The sequence below is a fragment of the Amycolatopsis sp. CA-126428 genome (assembly GCF_002904335.1).
Classification (GTDB): Bacteria; Actinomycetota; Actinomycetes; order Mycobacteriales; family Pseudonocardiaceae; genus Amycolatopsis.
In genome coordinates this window covers 23,605-41,346 of sequence record NZ_PPHF01000129.1, presented here as the reverse complement: position 1 = coordinate 41,346, position 17,742 = coordinate 23,605, and the positions used below count along the sequence as shown (strand labels likewise).

Here is a 17,742-nt window from a genome sequence, read left to right as displayed (position 1 = left end):
TTCAAAGCTCGAACGGACCAGTCGCTGGACGGTCCTCCTGAAGTCGCCGAGACGGCGTCGGCGGTACATCGGGCGCATCGGCAGGCGTCGCGTTGCTCGGCGAGTTCGCCAACCGGGGGATCAGCCGCAGCTGCGAGGACGGTGCAGACCGAGCAGCCGTCGGAGGCGCTGGTCCCCCTGGAGCAGCGGCGCTCGGTGAGGTGGTCGCAGAAACCGGACGCCGGACGAGGACGTCGGCCTGCACGAGCGCCATTGCGCGAAGACTCGAGGAGATCGCCGAACGGCTGCTTGACAGGCAACACGTGCGTCAGCTAATTTCGATCAGAAAGCGATTTGGGCGGTGAATGCCGTTGTCGCAAGAACGATCGGAAGACGCCGACAGTTCCGGCGTGGGAAACACTCATTCGGAAATGGCCGGCTCGGCCCATGGAGTCGTGCAGGCCCGGGAAATCAACGGTGGAGTGCACTTCCACCGAAGTCGGCACGTCGTCAGCCATCGACCCGGCCAGCTCCCGGCAGTCGACCGCCATTTCGTGAACCGGCGAGCCGAACTCGGCCTGCTGGACGACCTCCACCGTGATCGGAAGAACCGGAAAGCCGCAGCGATCTGCACCATCACCGGTTCGGCCGGGGTCGGGAAGACATCTCTCGCCGTGTTTTGGTCTCACCGCGTCGGTGATGATTTTCCTGATGGTCAGCTCTATGTGAACCTGCGCGGGTACGACCCTGGGCCGCCGGTGTCGCCGGAAACTGCGCTTGCTCATTTCCTCCGCAGTTTCGACGTGCACCCGAACACGATGCCGAAAGACCTCTCCGGTCGGGCGGCATTGTTCCGGTCACTCGTGGCGGGCAAGCAATTTCTCATCCTGCTGGACAACGCACTCTCGTCCGGACAGGTACGGCCATTGCTCCCGGGAGTTTCGAACTGCCTGGTGCTGGTCACCAGCCGGAAGCGGCTGCCGGGACTGTCCGTGCACGAGGGCGCCCGATCGGTGCACGTGGACGTGCTGCCCATGGCCGAGGCCACCTTCCTGCTCCGGACCGTGATGGCCGAACACCGCGACGCGGGTGACCTGGCCGACCTCGCCGAGCTGGCCCGGTTGTGTGCCGGTCTGCCGCTCGCGCTGCGGATAGCGGCCGAACGCGCGGTTACCCGGCCGTGGATGTCGACGGCGGATCTCATCGCCGATCTCCGGGACGAGTCCAGGCTGTGGGATGCGCTGTCCACAACGGACGACGACGAGACGGATGCCGTCCGTGCGGTCTTCGCCTGGTCCTACCGCGGCCTCACCCCCGAAGTCGCGCGCATGTTCCGCCTGCTCGGATTGCACCCCGGCGCGGAATTCAGCCTGCCGGCCGCGGCCGCGCTGGCCGGGGTGAACCCGGGCCGGGCCCGTTCCCTGCTCGACCCACTCGTGGCGACGCACCTGATCGACCAGATGACCGCCGATCGGTACCAGTTCCACGACCTGCTGCGCGCCTACGCCCTCGGCCAAGCACGTCGCGACGAGCCGGCGGAGCAGCAACGTGAAGCCACTCGGCGGATGCTCTCCTGGTACCTGCACACTGCCGACGCCGCGCGCGAGATCATCGCCCCGGGGACGCACCGGATGCCGATACGCCTCGAACCGGCACCCGAGGGACCTGAGACTCTTCGTTTCGCCGGCTACGACCAGGCGCTGGACTGGTACGACACCGAACGCGGCAACCTGATCACGGCCACGATCACCGCCGTCCGCACCGGCCACGACCGGATCGCCTGGCAGCTGCCGGCCACCTTGGCGGGAATCTACGACAACCACGATCCCGTCGAAACGTGGTTGAGCACCGAAGAGACCGCTCTGGAGGCTGCGAGACGGGCGGGCGACGACTACGGCGCCGCCGTGCTGCTCGACCGGCTCGGCATCAAGTACCGGAAGCAGCGGAAGAGCGCCCGGGCCGTGGCGTGCTTCAATGCGGCGACCGAGACCTTCCGCGAGCTTTCCGACCTGCTCGGCGCGGCCCGTTCGACGCACAACCTGGGCCTGACCTACCTGACCGAACACCGGCTGGCCGAAGCGCATCGCACGTTGGCCGGCGGCATGGCGTTCGCAGAGGAAGCCGGCAGTCCGACGTTGACTGCTTTGATCTTGGTCAGCCTCGGGGTGACCCTGTACCAGCTTGACGACGCTTCCGGCGCCGAACACCACCTCGTCCGCGCCCTGGCCGTGTTCCGGGACGCGGGAGACGAAACCCTCGAGGCGAGGGCTCTCATGGAACTGTGCGCCGTGCAACGGGAGATGGCCCAAGCGGACAAAGCTGAAGTGAGCATCCGCCGCGCCTTGACGATAGCGCGTGCCCAGCGGTCCCTGCTCCTGGAGAGCGGGTGCCTCGTGAAACTGGGAGAGCTCCAGATCGCGCAGGACGCGCCTGAGGACGCCCTGGAGACGGTCCAGCGCGCGGCCGCGCTCGCCCGCCGGAGTGGCAACTCCTTCGGCGAAGCCCGCGCCTACGATGCGGCCGGGCTGGCGTACCAGACGCTGAGGCGCCACGACGACGCCGTCGGATTCCACCGGGAAGCCGTTCGGATCCACTCCGATCGCGGTGAATCGTGGGAGCTCGCCATCACCCTCGACCACCTCGCGAGCGCTCTGGAACGCACCGGCAGAGCCGAAGAAGCCCAAGAGGTTCGGGGGGAGGTGGGCAGGCTGGCGGCTTCCTTCACCGGAGCCGCCGCCGTGGCCTTGCGCGCCCGAATCGATCGGCACCGCGCTTCACCCACCATCGGCAGATCACGGGGCCTTGACGATGCATGAGCACGGCTGGATCAAATCTTCGGCGTCCAGCTCCACCTCTGGCAACGACTGTGTCGAAATCAAGTTCACGCAGGGCGCGGTGTTCGTGCGCGACAGCAAGAGCAGACGCCGCTCGTTGTGCTTCTCCCGTCCTCAGTGGAGCGCGTTCCTGCGAGCCGCGGGCGAAGGCCCGCACGTCACTCCCGTTCCGCGATCGCGTTGAGCCGCTCGAGCAGGTCGTCGGCGGTGGGCCGGGCGCCAGGAGCCTTGTAGAGGCATTCCTCCACCAGTTCCACGAGCGCCGCCGGCGCGCTCGCCGGGAACGACGGCCGCTTCTTCAGGTGCTGTTCGCGCAGTTGGTTCTTGAGACCGGTGAACGGCCGTTCGCCCACCATGAGCTCGTAGCCGAGGACTCCGAGCGAGTAGATGTCGCACGCGCTCGTCGCCCTCTCGAGCGTCCAGCGTTCCGGCGCGGCGTACGGTGACGACCACTTGTCCTTGCGCGTGTTGGATCCCGTCGTGGCTTCCGCGTACCGGGCGATGCCGAAGTCGGACAGGCACCAGCAGCCGTCCAGCAACAGGACGTTCTCGGGCTTGACGTCTCGGTGCACGACGCCGCCGTCGAGGTCCGCGAGCGCCGTGGCGATGTCGGTCAGCACGGCCGCGCTCGCCGAGAGGTCGAACGGCCCGCCGTGCGCCTCGATGTGGTCCCGGAGCGACTTCTCGGCTCGGGGCATGACCAAGGCCCAGTCGGTCTCGGTCTCACCGTCGTCGATGACGGGCACGACGTTCCGGACCCCGGGCAGGTCGGTGAACAGCAGCTCCCGTTCGGCGCCGGGGTCCTTCGGCACGAGTTTCACCGCGGCCGGCTCGTCACCGGGCTCGGACCGCGCCTCGAAGACGCGCCCGAACCCACCCTCGCCGATGGGCGCACCCAGAATCCAGGACCTCCTGGTGCACCGCACTCGCATGCCCGTCGTCACGTCGTCCTCCAGCTGCCGTCGACCGGCCTCTCGGGCATGCGGCCGGGATGAGCGAGTCCGCCGGTCGAAGCTTCGGCGAGGTAACCGGCCCACCGGTCGAGGAAGTCGTCGAGCCGGCCGACGACGAGGGGAGTGAACGGCCAGGCGAGCTGGCTGTCGGTGAGTCCGTTCGCGATGGCCTCGGCGGCGTCGGAACCGGGGGCGAGAGCGAACGGGTGTACGGCGGCCCGGAACGGCCGCAGTGGCGAAACCATGAACGCCGTTTCGAACCACTGATATTTTTCTTCGTCCTGCGCGTTGCAGTACCAGAGCGAGTGACTTCGGCCCGCGTAGCGGAACCGGTCGGGCGGCATGGCGACGGTGAGGCGCGTATGGGCGATGACGTCGAAGGGCGGCCGTTCCGAGGCGCCCCAGCAGCCCGCCGATGCCCCGCTGATCTCGTCGAGCGAAAGCTCCGCCTGGTTGAGCCGGATGGTCCAGCCCGTGCCGCCGGAGTCCACGACTGCCGAGGGCGCCGCGCCGGCCAAGGTGTCCTTGACCGTGGTGGCGATCCGCGCGAGGTTCAGTTCCGCCGCTTCGAAGAGGCGTCCCCGCCGCTCGTCCTCGGACCGCTGCTCCGACCGCTCGCGTGCTCCCTCGCCGCGCCGGACGGCCTCCTCCCGCGCGGCCTCCCGGAGCCTGGCGAGCCCGGCCGACGGCGCTCGCGTGGTGCTGCCGGTGAGGCGGGCGAGCAGGCTCTTCGGGTGCGGACGCGCGTCCTCCTGTTTGTAGAGGCACTCCTCGACCAACGCGGCGAGCAGCGGCGGAACCCCGTGCAGGGGTGCGGGAGTGGTTCCCAGGTGCTGCGCGCGCAGCTCGTGTCCGACTCCTGCGAAGGGCTTCCTGCCGGACAGCAGTTCATGGGCGATCACGCCGAACGCGTACACGTCGGCCGCGCTCGTCACGTCGTCCCCGCGCCACCGCTCGGGAGCCGCGTACGGCGGTGACATCTCATACTTGCGCGTCTCGGGGGCGGTAGTGTCCTCGACGTACTTCGCGATCCCGAAGTCCGACAGGCACCAGTGGCCGTCGAGCCGGAGGACGTTGGCGGGCTTCAGGTCCCGGTGGACGACCCGGCCGTCGAGATCGGCCAGGGTCTCGGCGATGTCGGCCAGGATCGCCACGGCTTCGTCGACGGCGAAGGGCCCCGGTCTCTCGTCGATGTGCTGCAGCAGCGATTTCTCCGCCCTCGGCATCACGATCACGAAGTGCGTGGGCGTCTCGGCGCGGTCGACGATCGGGACCACGTGCCTGACCTGCGGCAAGTCGAACAGGAGCTCGCGGTCCGCACCGGGTTGCCGGAGGATGAACTTCGCCGCTGCCCGCTCGCCGGCCGCCGACCGGGCCTCGAAGACCTCGCCGTACCCGCCTCGGCCGATCAGGTCCCCCAGCGACCATTCCTGCTGTCGACCGCGCAGCTTCCGTCCCATGAACCCTCTCTCCGCCGGCAGCACGGCTCAAGGGCCGGTGTGGGTGAACGGCAGCCAGTCGTCCAGCAGGATTCCGGCATCGCGCATCTCCCGCGTCTTCGCGTGCAGGGCCACCGCCGAACGGGCAGGCACGAACACATCGCCGTCCATCAGGTGAGGGTAGAAGGCCGTGGTCATGTCGGCGGCCACCGCCGGGTCGACCGACCAGAGCGTGGCCACTACGTGCCGGTACCCGCTGTAGTTCAGCGCTGCCGCAAGGGTGATCACTTCGTCCGGCAAGTGGACGCCGCCGGCCGCTGTCCGGCACGCCGACAGGAATGCGAAGTCGCCCTCGTACTGGACGGCGCTCAGCCGCACGATCGTCAGGGTCCCGTCCGTGAGCACGAACCCGGCCGCGGACGGGTCGTTCAGGTCCTGGTACCCGTGACAGCTCAGGTGCACGCACCGATGGCCGAGCATCTGCTCCCGAACGGCGGCGACGGTGGCGGCCGGACCCTCGACGACCGTGACGCCACCGGGGAAGGTGCTGCGCAGGAAGTCCCGTTCCCGCTCTACGTCCTGGGTGAGCGACAGCATGCCCGGCGAGTCCGGCACGCCCACGAACAGCAGCGGAGCCGCCGGCCCGGCGTCCCGCTCGCCGACGAGTCGGCTGAGCACGCGCAGGGTCGGCGTGTAGGAGGAAACGACGCGGTCGACCACCGTCCGGCCGTCCCCGGCGTGGTGGTGACCGGCACCGTGCAGGGGGAGGAGCGTCAACAGGCCCGTCGGGCACCACCACAGCCGTTGTGTCGGCCGGGCGGGGGCGTCGGTGATGCCGAGCGCGGTGAGCACCGGGTCGGCCACCGCGTCCCACAACCACTCGACAGTCGAGCGCAGCACGGCTTCGCGAGCACTCCTGGCACGCGCACGTGCCTCGAGTGCGGCCGTGAAACTCATCCCAGGCGCGAAGTCGACGCCGTCGCGCAGTGCGGCCAGGTAGGTGGCCGTGCGGGAGGCGACCTCGTCGGCGGTCAGCTCGGGAAGGCCGATCGGCTCGACGCCGTCGCTGCGCACGATCAGGGCGTCACAGCGCCATCGGCTCACGTTGACGACGACAACCGGTCCGTTCGCCGCCGCCCCGAGCAGCGAGTCGAGCGGCGGCGGGCGGAGGAAGTCCTCGAAACCGTCGAGTTCACGGACACGATCGACCAGTTCTTCCCACTCCCTGGCCAATGCCATCCGTCGGTCGGCTTCGCGCGAACGACCGTCCGCTGAGTCGGATGCCACCAAGTCGAACCCGTTCGATATCAGTTGAAGCGGATCACCTGCGATCTCCGCGCTGAGAGTACACTCCGCCTCCGTATGACGTCATCGACAGGGGTAAGTTGGTGGATTCGCAACCCGAAACGGATTTTTACGGTGACATTCCCCTCTGGCTCGTCGATGCCAGCAAGGCGACGGAGATGTCGCCCAATGGGCTCGCCATCGGCCACATCAAGCTGCGGAGCTGGCAGATTCACCATCTCCCCGCGCCATCAGACCTGGCCGGGAGCGCGGTCTACCTGGTGCGCCTGACCTACGATTTCGACGTCGCGCCGGATGTCCCGCCACCGCTGTGGGCCGAGGTCGGGTTCGAATTTCACCTGAATGGGTGCATTGTTCGGGACGCCCTTCCCCGCGTTGTGACAGCTCCGGCCGGGTACGAGTCCTATCAGCTCAGCGAACAGCTGTACTTCACTCCGCGAACGACGCACGACGTCGGCCACTGGCCCGCGGGTTCCCCGGCAGCGAACGTCCCGCTGCCGCCGCTGCGCCCCGAACTGAGCTGTTCCGGGATCGGCGGTACCGAGGTGCGGTGGTCGCACACCGGCGGAGTGCCTACCGGGTCGCACACCGCTTACCTGGTGCTCGAGCTGCCGGAGCGGTGCGCGAAGGTGCCGGTCATCGCTTCGGGACGATACGAAATTCCCCTCGACCGTGCCCAACGGCTATTACCGGCGAGTATGTCGAGCCCCTTCGAGGTGCGATTGCCCGTGCCCGGCTCGAATGGTGCGCCGTCGGCTCCCGCGCCCGTATCGGACGACGGCTCGGCGCTTCGGGTTTTCGTCTCCCATGCTCCGGAATCGGAAGAACACGAAGGCGTTGTGCGCGAACTGTGCGGTTTCCTCGCGAAAAGGGGGATGGTCGTGCACTTCGACCGCAGGCACCTGCAGTCCAGCCCCGACTGGGACAAATGGATCACTGCCCAGATCATGCGCGCCGATGTCGTGCTCGTGGTCGTTTCCCCGTACTACCTGGCCGCGGCCGCCGGTGACCTGCCGGAAGGCGACCAGCTCGGCGTGGCCATCGATCACCGCCGGTTGACCGGCCTGCTCCACCGGCATCCGGAGATCTGGACGAAGAAGATCCTGGCGGTCGAGCTGCCCGGGAGCCCGCCGAACGCGCTGCCCGGTGACTTTCTCCCGGGGGTCGGAAAACATTTGACCATCGAGGGTTTCACCCCGGAAGGCATGGAAGAACTGCTCGAGCAGCTGGAGGACCGGCCCGGCCGGGGCCTCGGCCGGTGACCGCCGAGGACGCCGCCGCTCGGTGGGGGACAGCGGGCGGCGGCTCCCCGGCTGACGTGCTCGCCATCGCCGAGTGGCACTGGACGAGGTACCTGACGACCCTGGACGACGAGCCGAGCGACGGGTTGGACCTGTTCGCCGTCATCGGGTTGTGTTCCTTCCTGCGCGACGCGGACCTGGTGAGCGGTCATCCGGATCTGGCGGGACACCTGTCGAACCTGGGGTCGGCCTTGGCGACGGTGTTCCGGTTGACCGACGATCGGCACGATTTCGAGCGAGCGCTGGCCACCACCCGGGCGGCCGTCGACCTGACCCCGGACGACGCCGGCGCAAGATCCGCATTATGCGTCCCGGCTGTCCAACTTGGGCGTCGCGCACCGGGTGCGGTTCGAGTCGTCCGGCGTGGCCACGGACTTGACCGCCGTCGTCGGGATCGGGCAGCGTGCCGTGGTTGATCCGAGTGGACATCGGTGCGTCGACGATGCCGGTCACGTTACGCCAGCACGCTGGCCGCATCCTGGTCCGTCAGCACAGCCTTCAACCGCGGGCAGATGAACCCCGGCAGCATCTCTCCCGGCCACAGGGAACCGTCCGGCATCGTCCGCGGCGTGAGCTTGTTACGCGTAAATTTCAGCGGCGGACCCCCGGTCGATCAGCGCATGCCCGCGAGCACCGGCATAGGCCAGGAACGTGCCGATCCGGCAGTGCCCTTCTTCAGGAATCCGGTGTCGTCCACGATCAACACACCATCCGGATCGCCGAGATGCTCGATCACGTAATCGCGAAGATCGTCACGGACTCCGTAGATGTTTCTGTCCGCCCAGCGCACCAGTCGCTGCATCTCGCCCGCCTGCTCGGCCGGCGTCCAACCGTTCTTCTGCTCCAGGCCCGCCACCAGCCCGGACACATACTCGCGCGCCCTGATCGCGTGAACCGGCCCGCGATCCGCTCACGCACCCGATCCAACTGCTCCAGCACGTCGTCGGCATCGCGGTCGCGAAGGGGCTGTGCGAAGTCCCGGCGGTGCGGCCGGTCATTGCCGCCACCCGGGTGCTCCCGAACTGCCCGAACGCACCGGTGGGTTTCCGGCCTGGCCGAGCCGGTGGATCGCGACGGTCGTCTGGCTGACCCGAGCGTTACCGGTCCCACCCGTGGTCCTGGGAAGCCGCTGCCGTGCTCGAAGTGGTTACTGCGGCTGCGAGTTCTGCCTCGTCGGTGTCAAGATGCCCGTAGCGCGGCGTTCTTCACCACGATGTACGGTCGCCTGTGAAAAGCCACTTTCAGTTTTGGGTGCAGTGGTGAATTCTACAAGCCGGTCTAATTCGTTATCAACTTCCCGCTTGGGTACCCTCGGCGTTGCTTGTCAACCTGCCAATGAGGCCCTACTTTCGGATTGCACCGAAAGAGTGGTGACCGAACTTGCGCGGTCAAGCTACCGCCAAATCGGTCCTCTTGGTAATGTAACAATCAAAAGTGACCTGAATCACGGTACTTGGCAGGATTGAAAACGTACCTTAATGTCGTCGGGGCCGCGCGCCTCCGAAATGGGGTGTGAGCCGCGCGGGCACTGGGGGAATCACCCTGTTGTTCCTGTGCCGCCCTTCGGGACGGTGCGGTGTTCGGCGTGCCCGCGAACAATCGTCGATCACGAGTCACCGCCGGAGCACACATGGTCCCGTTGATCTGCCTGCCCTTCGCCGGGGCGGGCGCGAGCTTCTACCAGCCGTGGCGCAAGCTGCCTGCCGAAGGCGTGGACGTCAAGCCGCTGCAACTGCCGGGGCGTGAACGGCTGGTGGACGAAGCGCCGTACACGGACCTGCACGCCGCAGCCGATGGCTTGCTGCCGAAGGCGATGGAGATCGCCTCGGGCGGCCCGGTCGCGGTGTTCGGGCACTGCCTCGGTGCCGTCATCGCCTTCGAGCTCACGCAGCGGATGACCGCCGCCGGTGCCACCGTGGTCCACCTGTTCACCAGCGCTTCGCGCGGCCCGTGGACGGGTTCGCCACCGTGGCAGGGCAGTGCCGCGCTGAGCGATGACGATTTCCTCGAGCTGGTCCGCGACCTCACCGGCTACTGGCACCCGGCGTTCGACATCCCCGAAATGCGCGAGCTGCTGCTGCCCGCGATCCGGGCCGACTTCCGGATGTACGAAGACTACGCACCGCGCAGCCGGCACCGGCTCGATGTCCCGATCACCGCGGTCTGCGCCGGTCAGGACCGGGTCGTCTCCCACGACGAGGCCGCACGCTGGGCCGACGCGACCACCGGTCGCTTCGAAATCATCGACGTTCCCGGCGACCACATGTACATCGCCGACGCCGCCCGCTTCGTGCTCGACCTCATCACCGAGACGCTCAAGGACGTGCCCGATGCGCTTGCCCGATAAGACCGTCGTCGTCACCGGCGCCGCCCGGGGGATCGGGCGCGCCTGCGCCGTGCGCGCCGCCGAAGAGGGCGCTGATCTGGTGCTCCTGGACGTCGACGGCGAGGCCGCCGACGTGCCCTACCGCCTCGGCAACGCCGACCAGCTGGAGACGACCGCCGAGCTGTGCCGCAAGAACGGCGCCGCGGTGCTCACCCGGCTCGCCGACGTCCGGGACCTGGCCCGGCTGCAGGAGGTCGCCGCCGACGCGCTCGACCGGTTCGGCCAGGTCGACGCCCTGATCAGCAACGCGGGCATCGGTGCCCCCGCGGGCAAAGCCTCGGACGGGTTCACCGAAGCCGAATGGCAGGTGCTGCTCGACGTGAACCTGTCCGGGCCGTGGCGCGCGATCAAGGCGTTCGCCCCGGACATGGTCCGCCGGGGCAGCGGGAGCATCATCAACGTCGCCTCGACCGCCGGGCTCGTCGGCTACCGGCACTTCGCCGGGTACGTCGCGTCCAAGCACGGCGTCGTCGGCCTCACCAAGGCCGCCGCTCTCGACTACGCGCCCTCCGGGGTGCGCGTCAACGCGCTGTGCCCGGGGCCCGTCCGGGACGACCCGCAGATGGAGGGCCAGATGACGGCCGTGGTCGCGGACGCCCTCGGCATCACCTACGCCGAGCAGGAAGCCGTGTACCTCGAATCGGTACCCACCAACGCACTCGTGGACCCGGCGGACGTCGCCGGCGCCGCCGTGTGGCTCGCGGGGGACGACTCGCGGCGGGTCACCGGCACGGTCATCACCGTCGACAGCGGCTTCGCGGCGAAGTAGGGGGAGTTCCGGCATGACCGCCACCATCGACACCAGGTTCTTCGCCGACGTCGCGCCGGCCGCGGCCTCGCACAGCCTCGTCCGGCCCCTGCCCACGGCCGCAGACCCCGCCACGCGGCTGGCGGCGCTCGCGCTGCCGCCGGGAATCCGGCTGTGGGAAGAAGAAGTCCCCGTGGCCGCCGCCGATCCGCTGGCCGCGCACCGCCGGGCGCGGGAAAGCCGCCGTCCGGTCGACGGCGTCCGCACACCGGCCCGCGTGCTCGTGCTGCGCTACGCGGGCGGCGCCGCCGACCTCGTCGTCGTCGCGCACCGCGCGGTGTTCGACGGCCAAGCGCTCGCCACGTTCGCCGACGCGCTGACCGGCGCCGGCGTCGTACCGGAAGTCCGCGGCCTCGGCGCCGGTCCCGCCACCCCGCCGAAGTTCCGCCCGCCGGCGTGGGGCCTGGCCGACACCCGCCGCGCGGGCCGCCACGGCACGGTGGGGTTCACCGCGCCCGCCGCCGACGGCGACGCCGTGGCCCGTGCCCTGCGGTCGGTCCTGGACGAATACGGCGACACCACGCCGTTCGCGACGCTGACCACCGGGCCCGCCGCCGCCGACGTCCTCGACCCGCCGGGCGGTGCCGCGATCGGCTTGGTCCGGCCGGGCTTCGGCGCGGGGTACCTCCCGCACCTCGCACCGCCGTTCCCGATCACCGTGACGTGGCGCGGCGGCAGCGGCGAAATCCACTACGACGAAGGGTTCGCCGATCCCGCGGTCGCGGCCCAGCTGGCCCGGCACCTCGCCCGCCGCGTCGCGGACCCGGGTGCCGAGCTCGTGGACGACGCCGAGGCGGCCACCCTGGTCGCGCTCGGGAGCACCCCGGGTGCGACCGCGGACCGCACCATCCCCGAGGCGTTCGCCGCGGTGGCCCGCTGCGCTCCCGGGGCGCCGGCGCTGTCGGACGAGGGCACCGAGCTGACCTACCGCGAACTCTCCGCCCGGTCGGCGGCCGTCGCCGCCGGGCTGCGCGCGGCGGGGGTCGAACCCGGCGACCGCGTCGGGGTGTGCCTGGACCGCACGGCCGAGCTGGTCGTGACGCTGCTCGGCGTGCTGCGCGCGGGCGCGGCGTACGTGCCGATGGACCCGGCGTACCCGGCCGAGCGCCTGGCCTACACCGTCGAGGACGCGGGCATCCGCGTGGTCGTCACGACCGCGGCCGACTTCCCGGCGGCGGAGGGGGTGCGGCTGGTCCGGCCCGGTGACCTCGACGGCGAGCCCGGCGAAGACGTCGCCGTCAGCCCCGACGACGTCGCCTACGTCATCTACACCTCCGGGTCCACCGGGCGGCCGAAGGGTGTTGCGGTGCCGCACCGCAACATCGCCGCTCTGCTCGACGCCACCACGGCCGATCTGCGGCTGCGCCCGACGGACGTCTGGACGCTGTTTCACTCCAGCGCGTTCGACTTCTCCGTGTGGGAAATCTGGGGCAGCCTGCTCAGCGGCGCGCACCTGGTCGTGGTGCCGTACTGGGTGTCCCGCTCGCCGGAGGAGTTCCGCGCGCTCCTGGCCGAACGCCGGGTGACCGTGCTGAACCAGACCCCGTCGGCGTTCGCGGCACTGCGCGACGTCGCCCTGGCGCACGCGGAGGACCTCGCGGTGCGGCTGGTGGTGTTCGGCGGGGAGCCGCTCGACGTGCAGCTGCTCGAACCGTGGTTCCGCCGGTACTCCCACACGCGGTGCCGGGTCGTGAACATGTTCGGCATCACCGAAACCACGGTCCACGTGACCGCGCAGACCGTGACACCGGCGGAGATCGAGACGCGGTCGCGCTCGGTCGGCCGCGCGCTGCCGGGGTGGTCGGTGTCCGTGCGCGACGAGCACGGGTGGCCGCGGCCGCTCGGCGTGCCGGGGGAGATCCACGTCGGCGGCGCGGGCGTGGCGAGCCACTACCTCAACCTGCCGGACCTGACCGCGGACCGGTTCGTCCTCGATCCGGTCGACGGCGGACGCGTGTACCGCAGTGGCGATCTCGGCGTGCTGCGGCCCGACGGCCGGCTGGACCACCTCGGCCGGATCGACAGCCAGGTCAAGCTGCGCGGTTTCCGGATCGAGCCGGGCGAAATCCAGTCCGTGCTGCTCGGCGACCCCGGCGTCGCGACGGCACTGGTGGTGCTGCACGACGGCGGCGGTGACGCGGCGGCCGCGCGGCTGGACGCCTACTTCACCGGAACGGCCCGGCCGGACGAGGTCCGCCGCCGGGCCACGCGCTTCCTGCCGGAGCACATGGTGCCGTCCACGTTCACCGTCCTCGACGAGATTCCCCTGACCGTGAACGGGAAAGCGGACGTCGCGCGGCTCACCCCCGCCGTCGCCGAGCCGGGCCCGGCCGACGTCCCGCGCGAAGGCGGGCTGCTGGGTGAGGTGCTCGCGGTTTGGTGCGAGGTGCTGGGTGGTTCCGCGGCGGCCGACGACGACTTCTTCGAAACGGGCGGCAACTCGCTGCTCGCGGTGAAGCTGTCCGGGGCGCTGACCCGGGCCGGCCTGCCGCCGGTCGCGTTGCGCGAGCTGTACGTCAACTCGACGCCGGCCGAGCTGACCGCGTTGCTCGCGACCCGGACGGAGGGCTGAGTGGGCGGGAAACGGGTGGTCGTCGTCTACGACCTGGGCTCGGCGACCCCGCTGGAGATCCGCTCCGCCGCGGGACGCGCGTGCGAGGTCGAGTTCGTCGGCGACAGCTCCCGGCCGCACGTCGCGGCCGCGGCCGACGGGATCCGGCGGTTCGCCGGGTTCACCGACCTGGCCGGGCTCGACTCCGACGGACGGCTGAAGGCCGTCGAGGCGCTCGTCCCGGACGGGGTGGTCACCTTCAGCGAGTACCGGCTGGTGGAGACCGCGGAGTACGCGGCCGCGCTCGGCCTGCCGGGGCACTCGCCGGAGACGGTCGTGCTGCTCACGGACAAGCTCGCCCAGCGCCGGGCACTGGCGGCGGTCTCGCCGGTCCGGTTCGCCGGGATCGACGACGTCGACGCGGCCGTGGCGGCGACGGGGCTGCCCGCGGTGCTGAAACCGCGCCGCGGCGCGGGCAGCGCGGGGACCGTGCGCGTCGACACCGTCGAGGAGCTGCGCGCCGCCCTGCCGGGTGGATCCGCGGCCGACCACCTGCTGGAACAGCTGCTGACCGGCGATCCGAGCGTGGCCGGGGCGGACTGGGGCGACTACGTCTCGGTGGAGTCCGTGCACACGCCGGCCGGTTCGCGGCAGGTGTGCGTGACCGGCAAGTTCCCGCTGGACGGCTTCCGCGAGACCGGCATGCTGCTGCCCGCGACACTGTCCGAAGCGGACACCGAGGCAGTGCTCTCGCTCGACGCGGCCGCGACGGCGGCGCTGGGCCTGCGCCACGGCCTCACGCACACCGAGCTCAAGCTGACCCCCGAGGGGCCGCGCGTCATCGAGGTCAACGGCCGTCTCGGCGGCTACGTGCCCGGCATCCTGAAGCAGGCCAACGGGATCGACCTCGTGCGCGTCGCGCTGCAGGTGGCGCTCGGGCTGGAGCCGCGGTGGCCCGCGCCGAGCTGGACCGGCGTGACCTACCAGTACTTCCTGACCCCCGGCGAAGACGGTGTGCTGGACCGCGCCGACGGGGCGGACGAGCTGGCCGCGTTGCCGGGGGTGCGGAAGGTCGACCTGCGGGCCCGGCCCGGCGACCGCGTCGAGCGGAGCGCCGGCACGCAGGCCCACCTCGGCGTGGTGCACGGCACCGCGCCCGATCACGACACGCTGGCCCGGACCGCCCGGCGCATCGCCGAGGTGTTCCGGCCGGTCTTCGAGGGGAGTTCCCGATGAGCGCCGAAGCCCTGGCGCCCCAGGCGGCGGCCTTCGGCCCGGTGCGGCCGTACCCGTCCGATGCGGACGTCGCCACGTTGTTCCTGCGGCAGGCCGCGGCCACGCCCGCGGCGCCCGCCGTCACGAGCGGCGCGACCACGTTGACCTACGCCGAGCTCGCGCAGCGCTCCGCCTCACTGGCGGGTGCGCTCGCCGCGCACGGCGCCGGCCCCGGTGACCTCGTCGCCGTGCGTCTGGGGCGCGGCGTCGACTGGGTCGTCGCCAACCTCGCCGTGCTGCGCACGGGCGCCGCGTACCTGCCGATCGACCCGGCGGAGCCCACCGCCCGCGTGGCGCAGTTGCTCGCCGACAGCGGGGCCGTGCTGGTCGTCGACGGGAGCCCGCTCGCCGGATCGGCCCCGCTGCCGCCGTCGATCCCGGCCACCGGGCCCGCCTACGTCATGTACACCTCCGGCAGCACCGGACGCCCCAAGGGCGTGCTCGTCAGCCACCGCAACATCGCGCGGCTGGTGTGCGGCACCGACTTCGCCGACCTCACCGCGCCGCGGATCCTGCAGACCGGCGCGGTGTCCTTCGACGCCACCACGTTCGAGCTGTGGGGCGCGCTGCTCAACGGCGGCACGGTCGTCCTGCCGGCGGGCGACCTCCTCGACGCCGACCGGCTCGGCGCCCAGCTCCGCGCGCACGCGATCACCACGATGTGGCTGACCTCCGCGCTGTTCAGCCGGCTCGCCACCGCCGATCCCAGCCTGTTCGCGCCGCTGCGCGACCTGCTGGTCGGCGGCGACGTGGTGGCCGGCGAGCACGTGGCTGCGGTGCTGCGCGCGTGCCCGGGCCTGCGCGTGAGCAACGGGTACGGCCCGACGGAGAACACCACCTTCTCCACCACCCACCCGATCAGCCCGGCCGACACGGCCGGCCCGCTCCCGATCGGCCGCCCGCTGGCCAACTCCAGCGCGTACGTGCTGGACGACGAGCGGCGCCCGGTCGCCGACGGCGAGCCGGGGGAGCTGTACGTCGGCGGCGACGGCGTGGCGCTGGGCTACCTCGGCCGCCCGGACCTCACCGCGGCGGCGTTCCTCGACGACCCGTTCCGCCCCGGCGGCCGGATGTACCGCACGGGCGATTTCGCCCGCCGCCGCCCCGACGGGGTGCTGGAGTTCCTCGGCCGCCGCGACGAGCAGGTGAAGGTCCGCGGGTTCCGCATCGAGCCGGGCGAAGTCGAAGCCGCGCTGCGCGCCGAAGAGGGCGTGACCGGCGCCGTCGTGGTCGCCCGTGACCGCGAAACGCCGGGGGAGAAGTACCTCGTGGCGTACGTGACCGGCGACGGCTTCCTCGACCCGGCGGCGCTGCGCACGGCGCTCGCGGCGCGGCTGCCCGCCCACCTCGTGCCCGGGCACGTGCTCGAACTGGACGCGCTGCCGCTGACCCCGCACGGCAAGGTGGACCGCGCCGCGCTGCCGGATCCGGCGGACTTCGCGGGTCTGCCCGCGGAGTTCGTGCCGCCGCGCGACGCCGCCGAACAGCGGCTCGCCGAAATCTGGCGGGACGTGCTCGGCGTGCCCGCGGTGGGCGTGCTGGACTCGCTGTTCGACCTCGGCGTGGATTCGCTCACCGCGGCGACCCTCGCCGCCCGCGCGCGCGCCGCGTTCGGCTGCGCGCTGTCCACAGGGGACCTGCTCGGGAACCCCACCATCGAGGCCGTCGCCCGGCTCACCGGCGGGCCGGCGCCGGCCGTGGCCGCCCGCGCCACCGGCTCGCGGCACCCGCTGACCCCGCAGCAACGGCCGCTGTACGCCGCGCAGCAACGGGATCCGGGCACGGTGCGCTACAACGTGCCGGTCGTGCTGGAGACGGCTGGTGTCGACCACGGGCGGATGCAGGACGCGCTGCGCGCGCTGGTCGCCCGCCACGACGCGCTGCGCACCGCTTTCGTCCTGGCGGACGAGCCGCTGCAGGTGGTCGCCGACCACGTCGACGTGGTGCTCGAACGCCGGACCGGGGCGCCGGTACCCGACCGGCTGATCCGGCCGTTCGACCTGACCGCGGCGCCGTTGCTGCGCGCCTGGCTGCACGACGACCGGGTGCTGGTGCTCGACTTCCACCACCTCGTGGTCGACGGCACGTCCCTCGGGCAGGTCGTCCGCGAGCTCGACGCGCTCTACCGCGGGGAGTCCCTGCCCGCGCCCGCGCACCAGTACGCGGACATCGCCGTACCGCCGCCCGACACCGCCTACTGGCGTGCGGTGCACGCGGAGCCGTTGCCGGACTTCGTGCTGCCGGCGTACGGCGACCCGGCGGTGCGCACCTACGCGGGCGCCACCCTCGACGTCCACTTCGGAGCGGAGCGCACGGCCGCGCTGCGGGCCTGCGCCGCGCGGTGCTCGACCACGCTCTTCGCGCCGCTGTTCGCCGCCTACAGCGTGTTCCTGACCACCGTCACCGGGGCCCGTGACCACGTCGTCGCCGTGCCGGCGGCCGGCGCCGGCGGCGAAGGGACAGTAGGCATGTTCGCGCAGACCCTCGGCCTGCGCACCCGCCCCGGCGGCTCGTTCGACGCGTTCACCGCCGAAGTCGCCCGCCTCGTCCGGGAAGCGTCCGCCCGCGGTCCCGCGCCGGACGGCCCGGTACCCGCCACGATGTTCGCCCTGCAGGGCGCGGGCCTGCTCGACGTCGAGTTCCTCGGCCGCCGCGCCGCGCTCCGGCCGCTGTTCCCCGGCCAGACGATGTTCGACCTCAACCTGCAGGTGTACGAGGACGACGGCGACCTGCGCGGGGAGTGGGAGTACGCCACCGAACGCTTCGAACCGGGCACCGCCGCCGCGTTGCGGACCCGGCTGCTGGAGACGGTCGACCGGCTCCTCGCCGCGCCCGGCGCCGCCGTGCTGCCCAGCGCGCCGCCGCCCGCCGCCGCCCCGCCCGCCCCCGAGTTCGACCTCTGAGGAACCGA

12 protein-coding genes and 1 pseudogene are annotated in these 17,742 nt (G+C 71.2%); 9 read left to right on the top strand and 4 right to left on the bottom strand.

Annotation, left to right across the window (positions count from 1 at the left end):
• The first annotated feature begins 344 nt into the window (after positions 1–344).
• Together C2L58_RS31405 and C2L58_RS31400 are read left to right on the top strand one after the other, a co-directional pair.
• Positions 345–2,795, top strand: coding sequence for an ATP-binding protein (locus C2L58_RS31405; protein WP_146073717.1), 2,451 nt, complete (start codon positions 345–347; stop codon positions 2,793–2,795).
• A complete protein-coding gene (locus C2L58_RS31400) occupies positions 2,788–2,997 on the top strand; it encodes a DUF397 domain-containing protein (protein ID WP_103341291.1) in 210 nt (69 codons plus the stop codon). Before C2L58_RS31405 ends, C2L58_RS31400 begins: the two co-directional genes overlap by 8 nt.
• Here C2L58_RS31400 and C2L58_RS31395 read toward each other — a convergent pair.
• From C2L58_RS31395 to C2L58_RS31385, 3 genes are read right to left on the bottom strand one after another with little or no spacing between them, the layout of a single operon-like run.
• Positions 2,972–3,757 carry a serine/threonine-protein kinase gene (locus C2L58_RS31395; protein WP_233226043.1) on the bottom strand — a complete coding sequence of 262 codons (786 nt, stop codon included), beginning with the start codon at positions 3,755–3,757 and terminating at the stop codon, positions 2,972–2,974. The genes C2L58_RS31400 and C2L58_RS31395 overlap by 26 nt on opposite strands.
• On the bottom strand, positions 3,754–5,226 hold the full coding sequence (locus C2L58_RS31390; RefSeq protein ID WP_103341290.1) for a protein kinase domain-containing protein: 1,473 nt from the start codon (positions 5,224–5,226) through the stop codon (positions 3,754–3,756). Before C2L58_RS31390 ends, C2L58_RS31395 begins: the two co-directional genes overlap by 4 nt.
• A 27-nt stretch (positions 5,227–5,253) precedes the next feature.
• Entirely contained in the window at positions 5,254–6,444 is a 1,191-nt protein-coding gene (locus C2L58_RS31385; RefSeq protein ID WP_103341289.1) for a CHAT domain-containing protein, read from the bottom strand.
• A gap of 149 nt (positions 6,445–6,593) precedes the next feature.
• Here C2L58_RS31385 and C2L58_RS31380 point away from each other — a divergent pair, with 149 nt between their 5' ends.
• Positions 6,594–7,772: a toll/interleukin-1 receptor domain-containing protein gene (locus C2L58_RS31380; protein ID WP_103341288.1), complete on the top strand. Its 1,179-nt coding sequence runs from the start codon at positions 6,594–6,596 to the stop codon at positions 7,770–7,772.
• Positions 7,769–8,227 (top strand): hypothetical protein, encoded by a 459-nt coding sequence (locus C2L58_RS31375; protein ID WP_103341287.1) that lies wholly within the window; start codon positions 7,769–7,771, stop codon positions 8,225–8,227. Before C2L58_RS31380 ends, C2L58_RS31375 begins: the two co-directional genes overlap by 4 nt.
• Before the next feature lie 189 nt (positions 8,228–8,416).
• On the opposite strand, the pseudogene C2L58_RS31370 reads toward C2L58_RS31375, so the two are convergent.
• Positions 8,417–8,750 (bottom strand): annotated as a pseudogene (locus C2L58_RS31370) (IS701 family transposase); the annotation flags it as partial.
• Positions 8,751–9,441: 691 nt separating this feature from the next.
• On the opposite strand from C2L58_RS31370, the gene C2L58_RS31365 reads away from it, so the two are divergent.
• The 5 genes from C2L58_RS31365 to C2L58_RS31345 are packed head-to-tail and all read left to right on the top strand — an operon-like array spanning position 9,442 to position 17,734.
• Entirely contained in the window at positions 9,442–10,158 is a 717-nt protein-coding gene (locus tag C2L58_RS31365) for a thioesterase II family protein (RefSeq protein WP_103341286.1), read from the top strand.
• On the top strand, positions 10,142–10,966 hold the full coding sequence (locus C2L58_RS31360) for an SDR family oxidoreductase (RefSeq protein WP_103341285.1): 825 nt from the start codon (positions 10,142–10,144) through the stop codon (positions 10,964–10,966). The genes C2L58_RS31365 and C2L58_RS31360 overlap by 17 nt, the downstream gene beginning before the upstream one ends.
• A 13-nt stretch (positions 10,967–10,979) precedes the next feature.
• Positions 10,980–13,577: a non-ribosomal peptide synthetase gene (locus C2L58_RS31355; protein WP_103341284.1), complete on the top strand. Its 2,598-nt coding sequence runs from the start codon at positions 10,980–10,982 to the stop codon at positions 13,575–13,577.
• The gene (locus C2L58_RS31350) at positions 13,578–14,792 is read left to right on the top strand and encodes an ATP-grasp domain-containing protein (RefSeq protein WP_103341283.1); all 1,215 of its coding nucleotides are present in this window, start codon (positions 13,578–13,580) and stop codon (positions 14,790–14,792) included.
• Positions 14,789–17,734 carry a non-ribosomal peptide synthetase gene (locus C2L58_RS31345; RefSeq protein ID WP_103341282.1) on the top strand — a complete coding sequence of 982 codons (2,946 nt, stop codon included), beginning with the start codon at positions 14,789–14,791 and terminating at the stop codon, positions 17,732–17,734. Before C2L58_RS31350 ends, C2L58_RS31345 begins: the two co-directional genes overlap by 4 nt.
• Positions 17,735–17,742 lie beyond the last annotated feature (8 nt).

Coding starts and splice junctions, on each gene's coding strand:
- C2L58_RS31400 (WP_103341291.1), top strand. CDS start 2,788: ATGCATGAGCACGGCTGGATCAAATCTTCGGCGTCCAGCTCCACCTCT.
- C2L58_RS31385 (WP_103341289.1), bottom strand. CDS start 6,444: ATGGCATTGGCCAGGGAGTGGGAAGAACTGGTCGATCGTGTCCGTGAA.
- C2L58_RS31390 (WP_103341290.1), bottom strand. CDS start 5,226: ATGGGACGGAAGCTGCGCGGTCGACAGCAGGAATGGTCGCTGGGGGAC.
- C2L58_RS31365 (WP_103341286.1), top strand. CDS start 9,442: ATGGTCCCGTTGATCTGCCTGCCCTTCGCCGGGGCGGGCGCGAGCTTC.
- C2L58_RS31405 (WP_146073717.1), top strand. CDS start 345: ATGCCGTTGTCGCAAGAACGATCGGAAGACGCCGACAGTTCCGGCGTG.
- C2L58_RS31360 (WP_103341285.1), top strand. CDS start 10,142: ATGCGCTTGCCCGATAAGACCGTCGTCGTCACCGGCGCCGCCCGGGGG.
- C2L58_RS31355 (WP_103341284.1), top strand. CDS start 10,980: ATGACCGCCACCATCGACACCAGGTTCTTCGCCGACGTCGCGCCGGCC.
- C2L58_RS31345 (WP_103341282.1), top strand. CDS start 14,789: ATGAGCGCCGAAGCCCTGGCGCCCCAGGCGGCGGCCTTCGGCCCGGTG.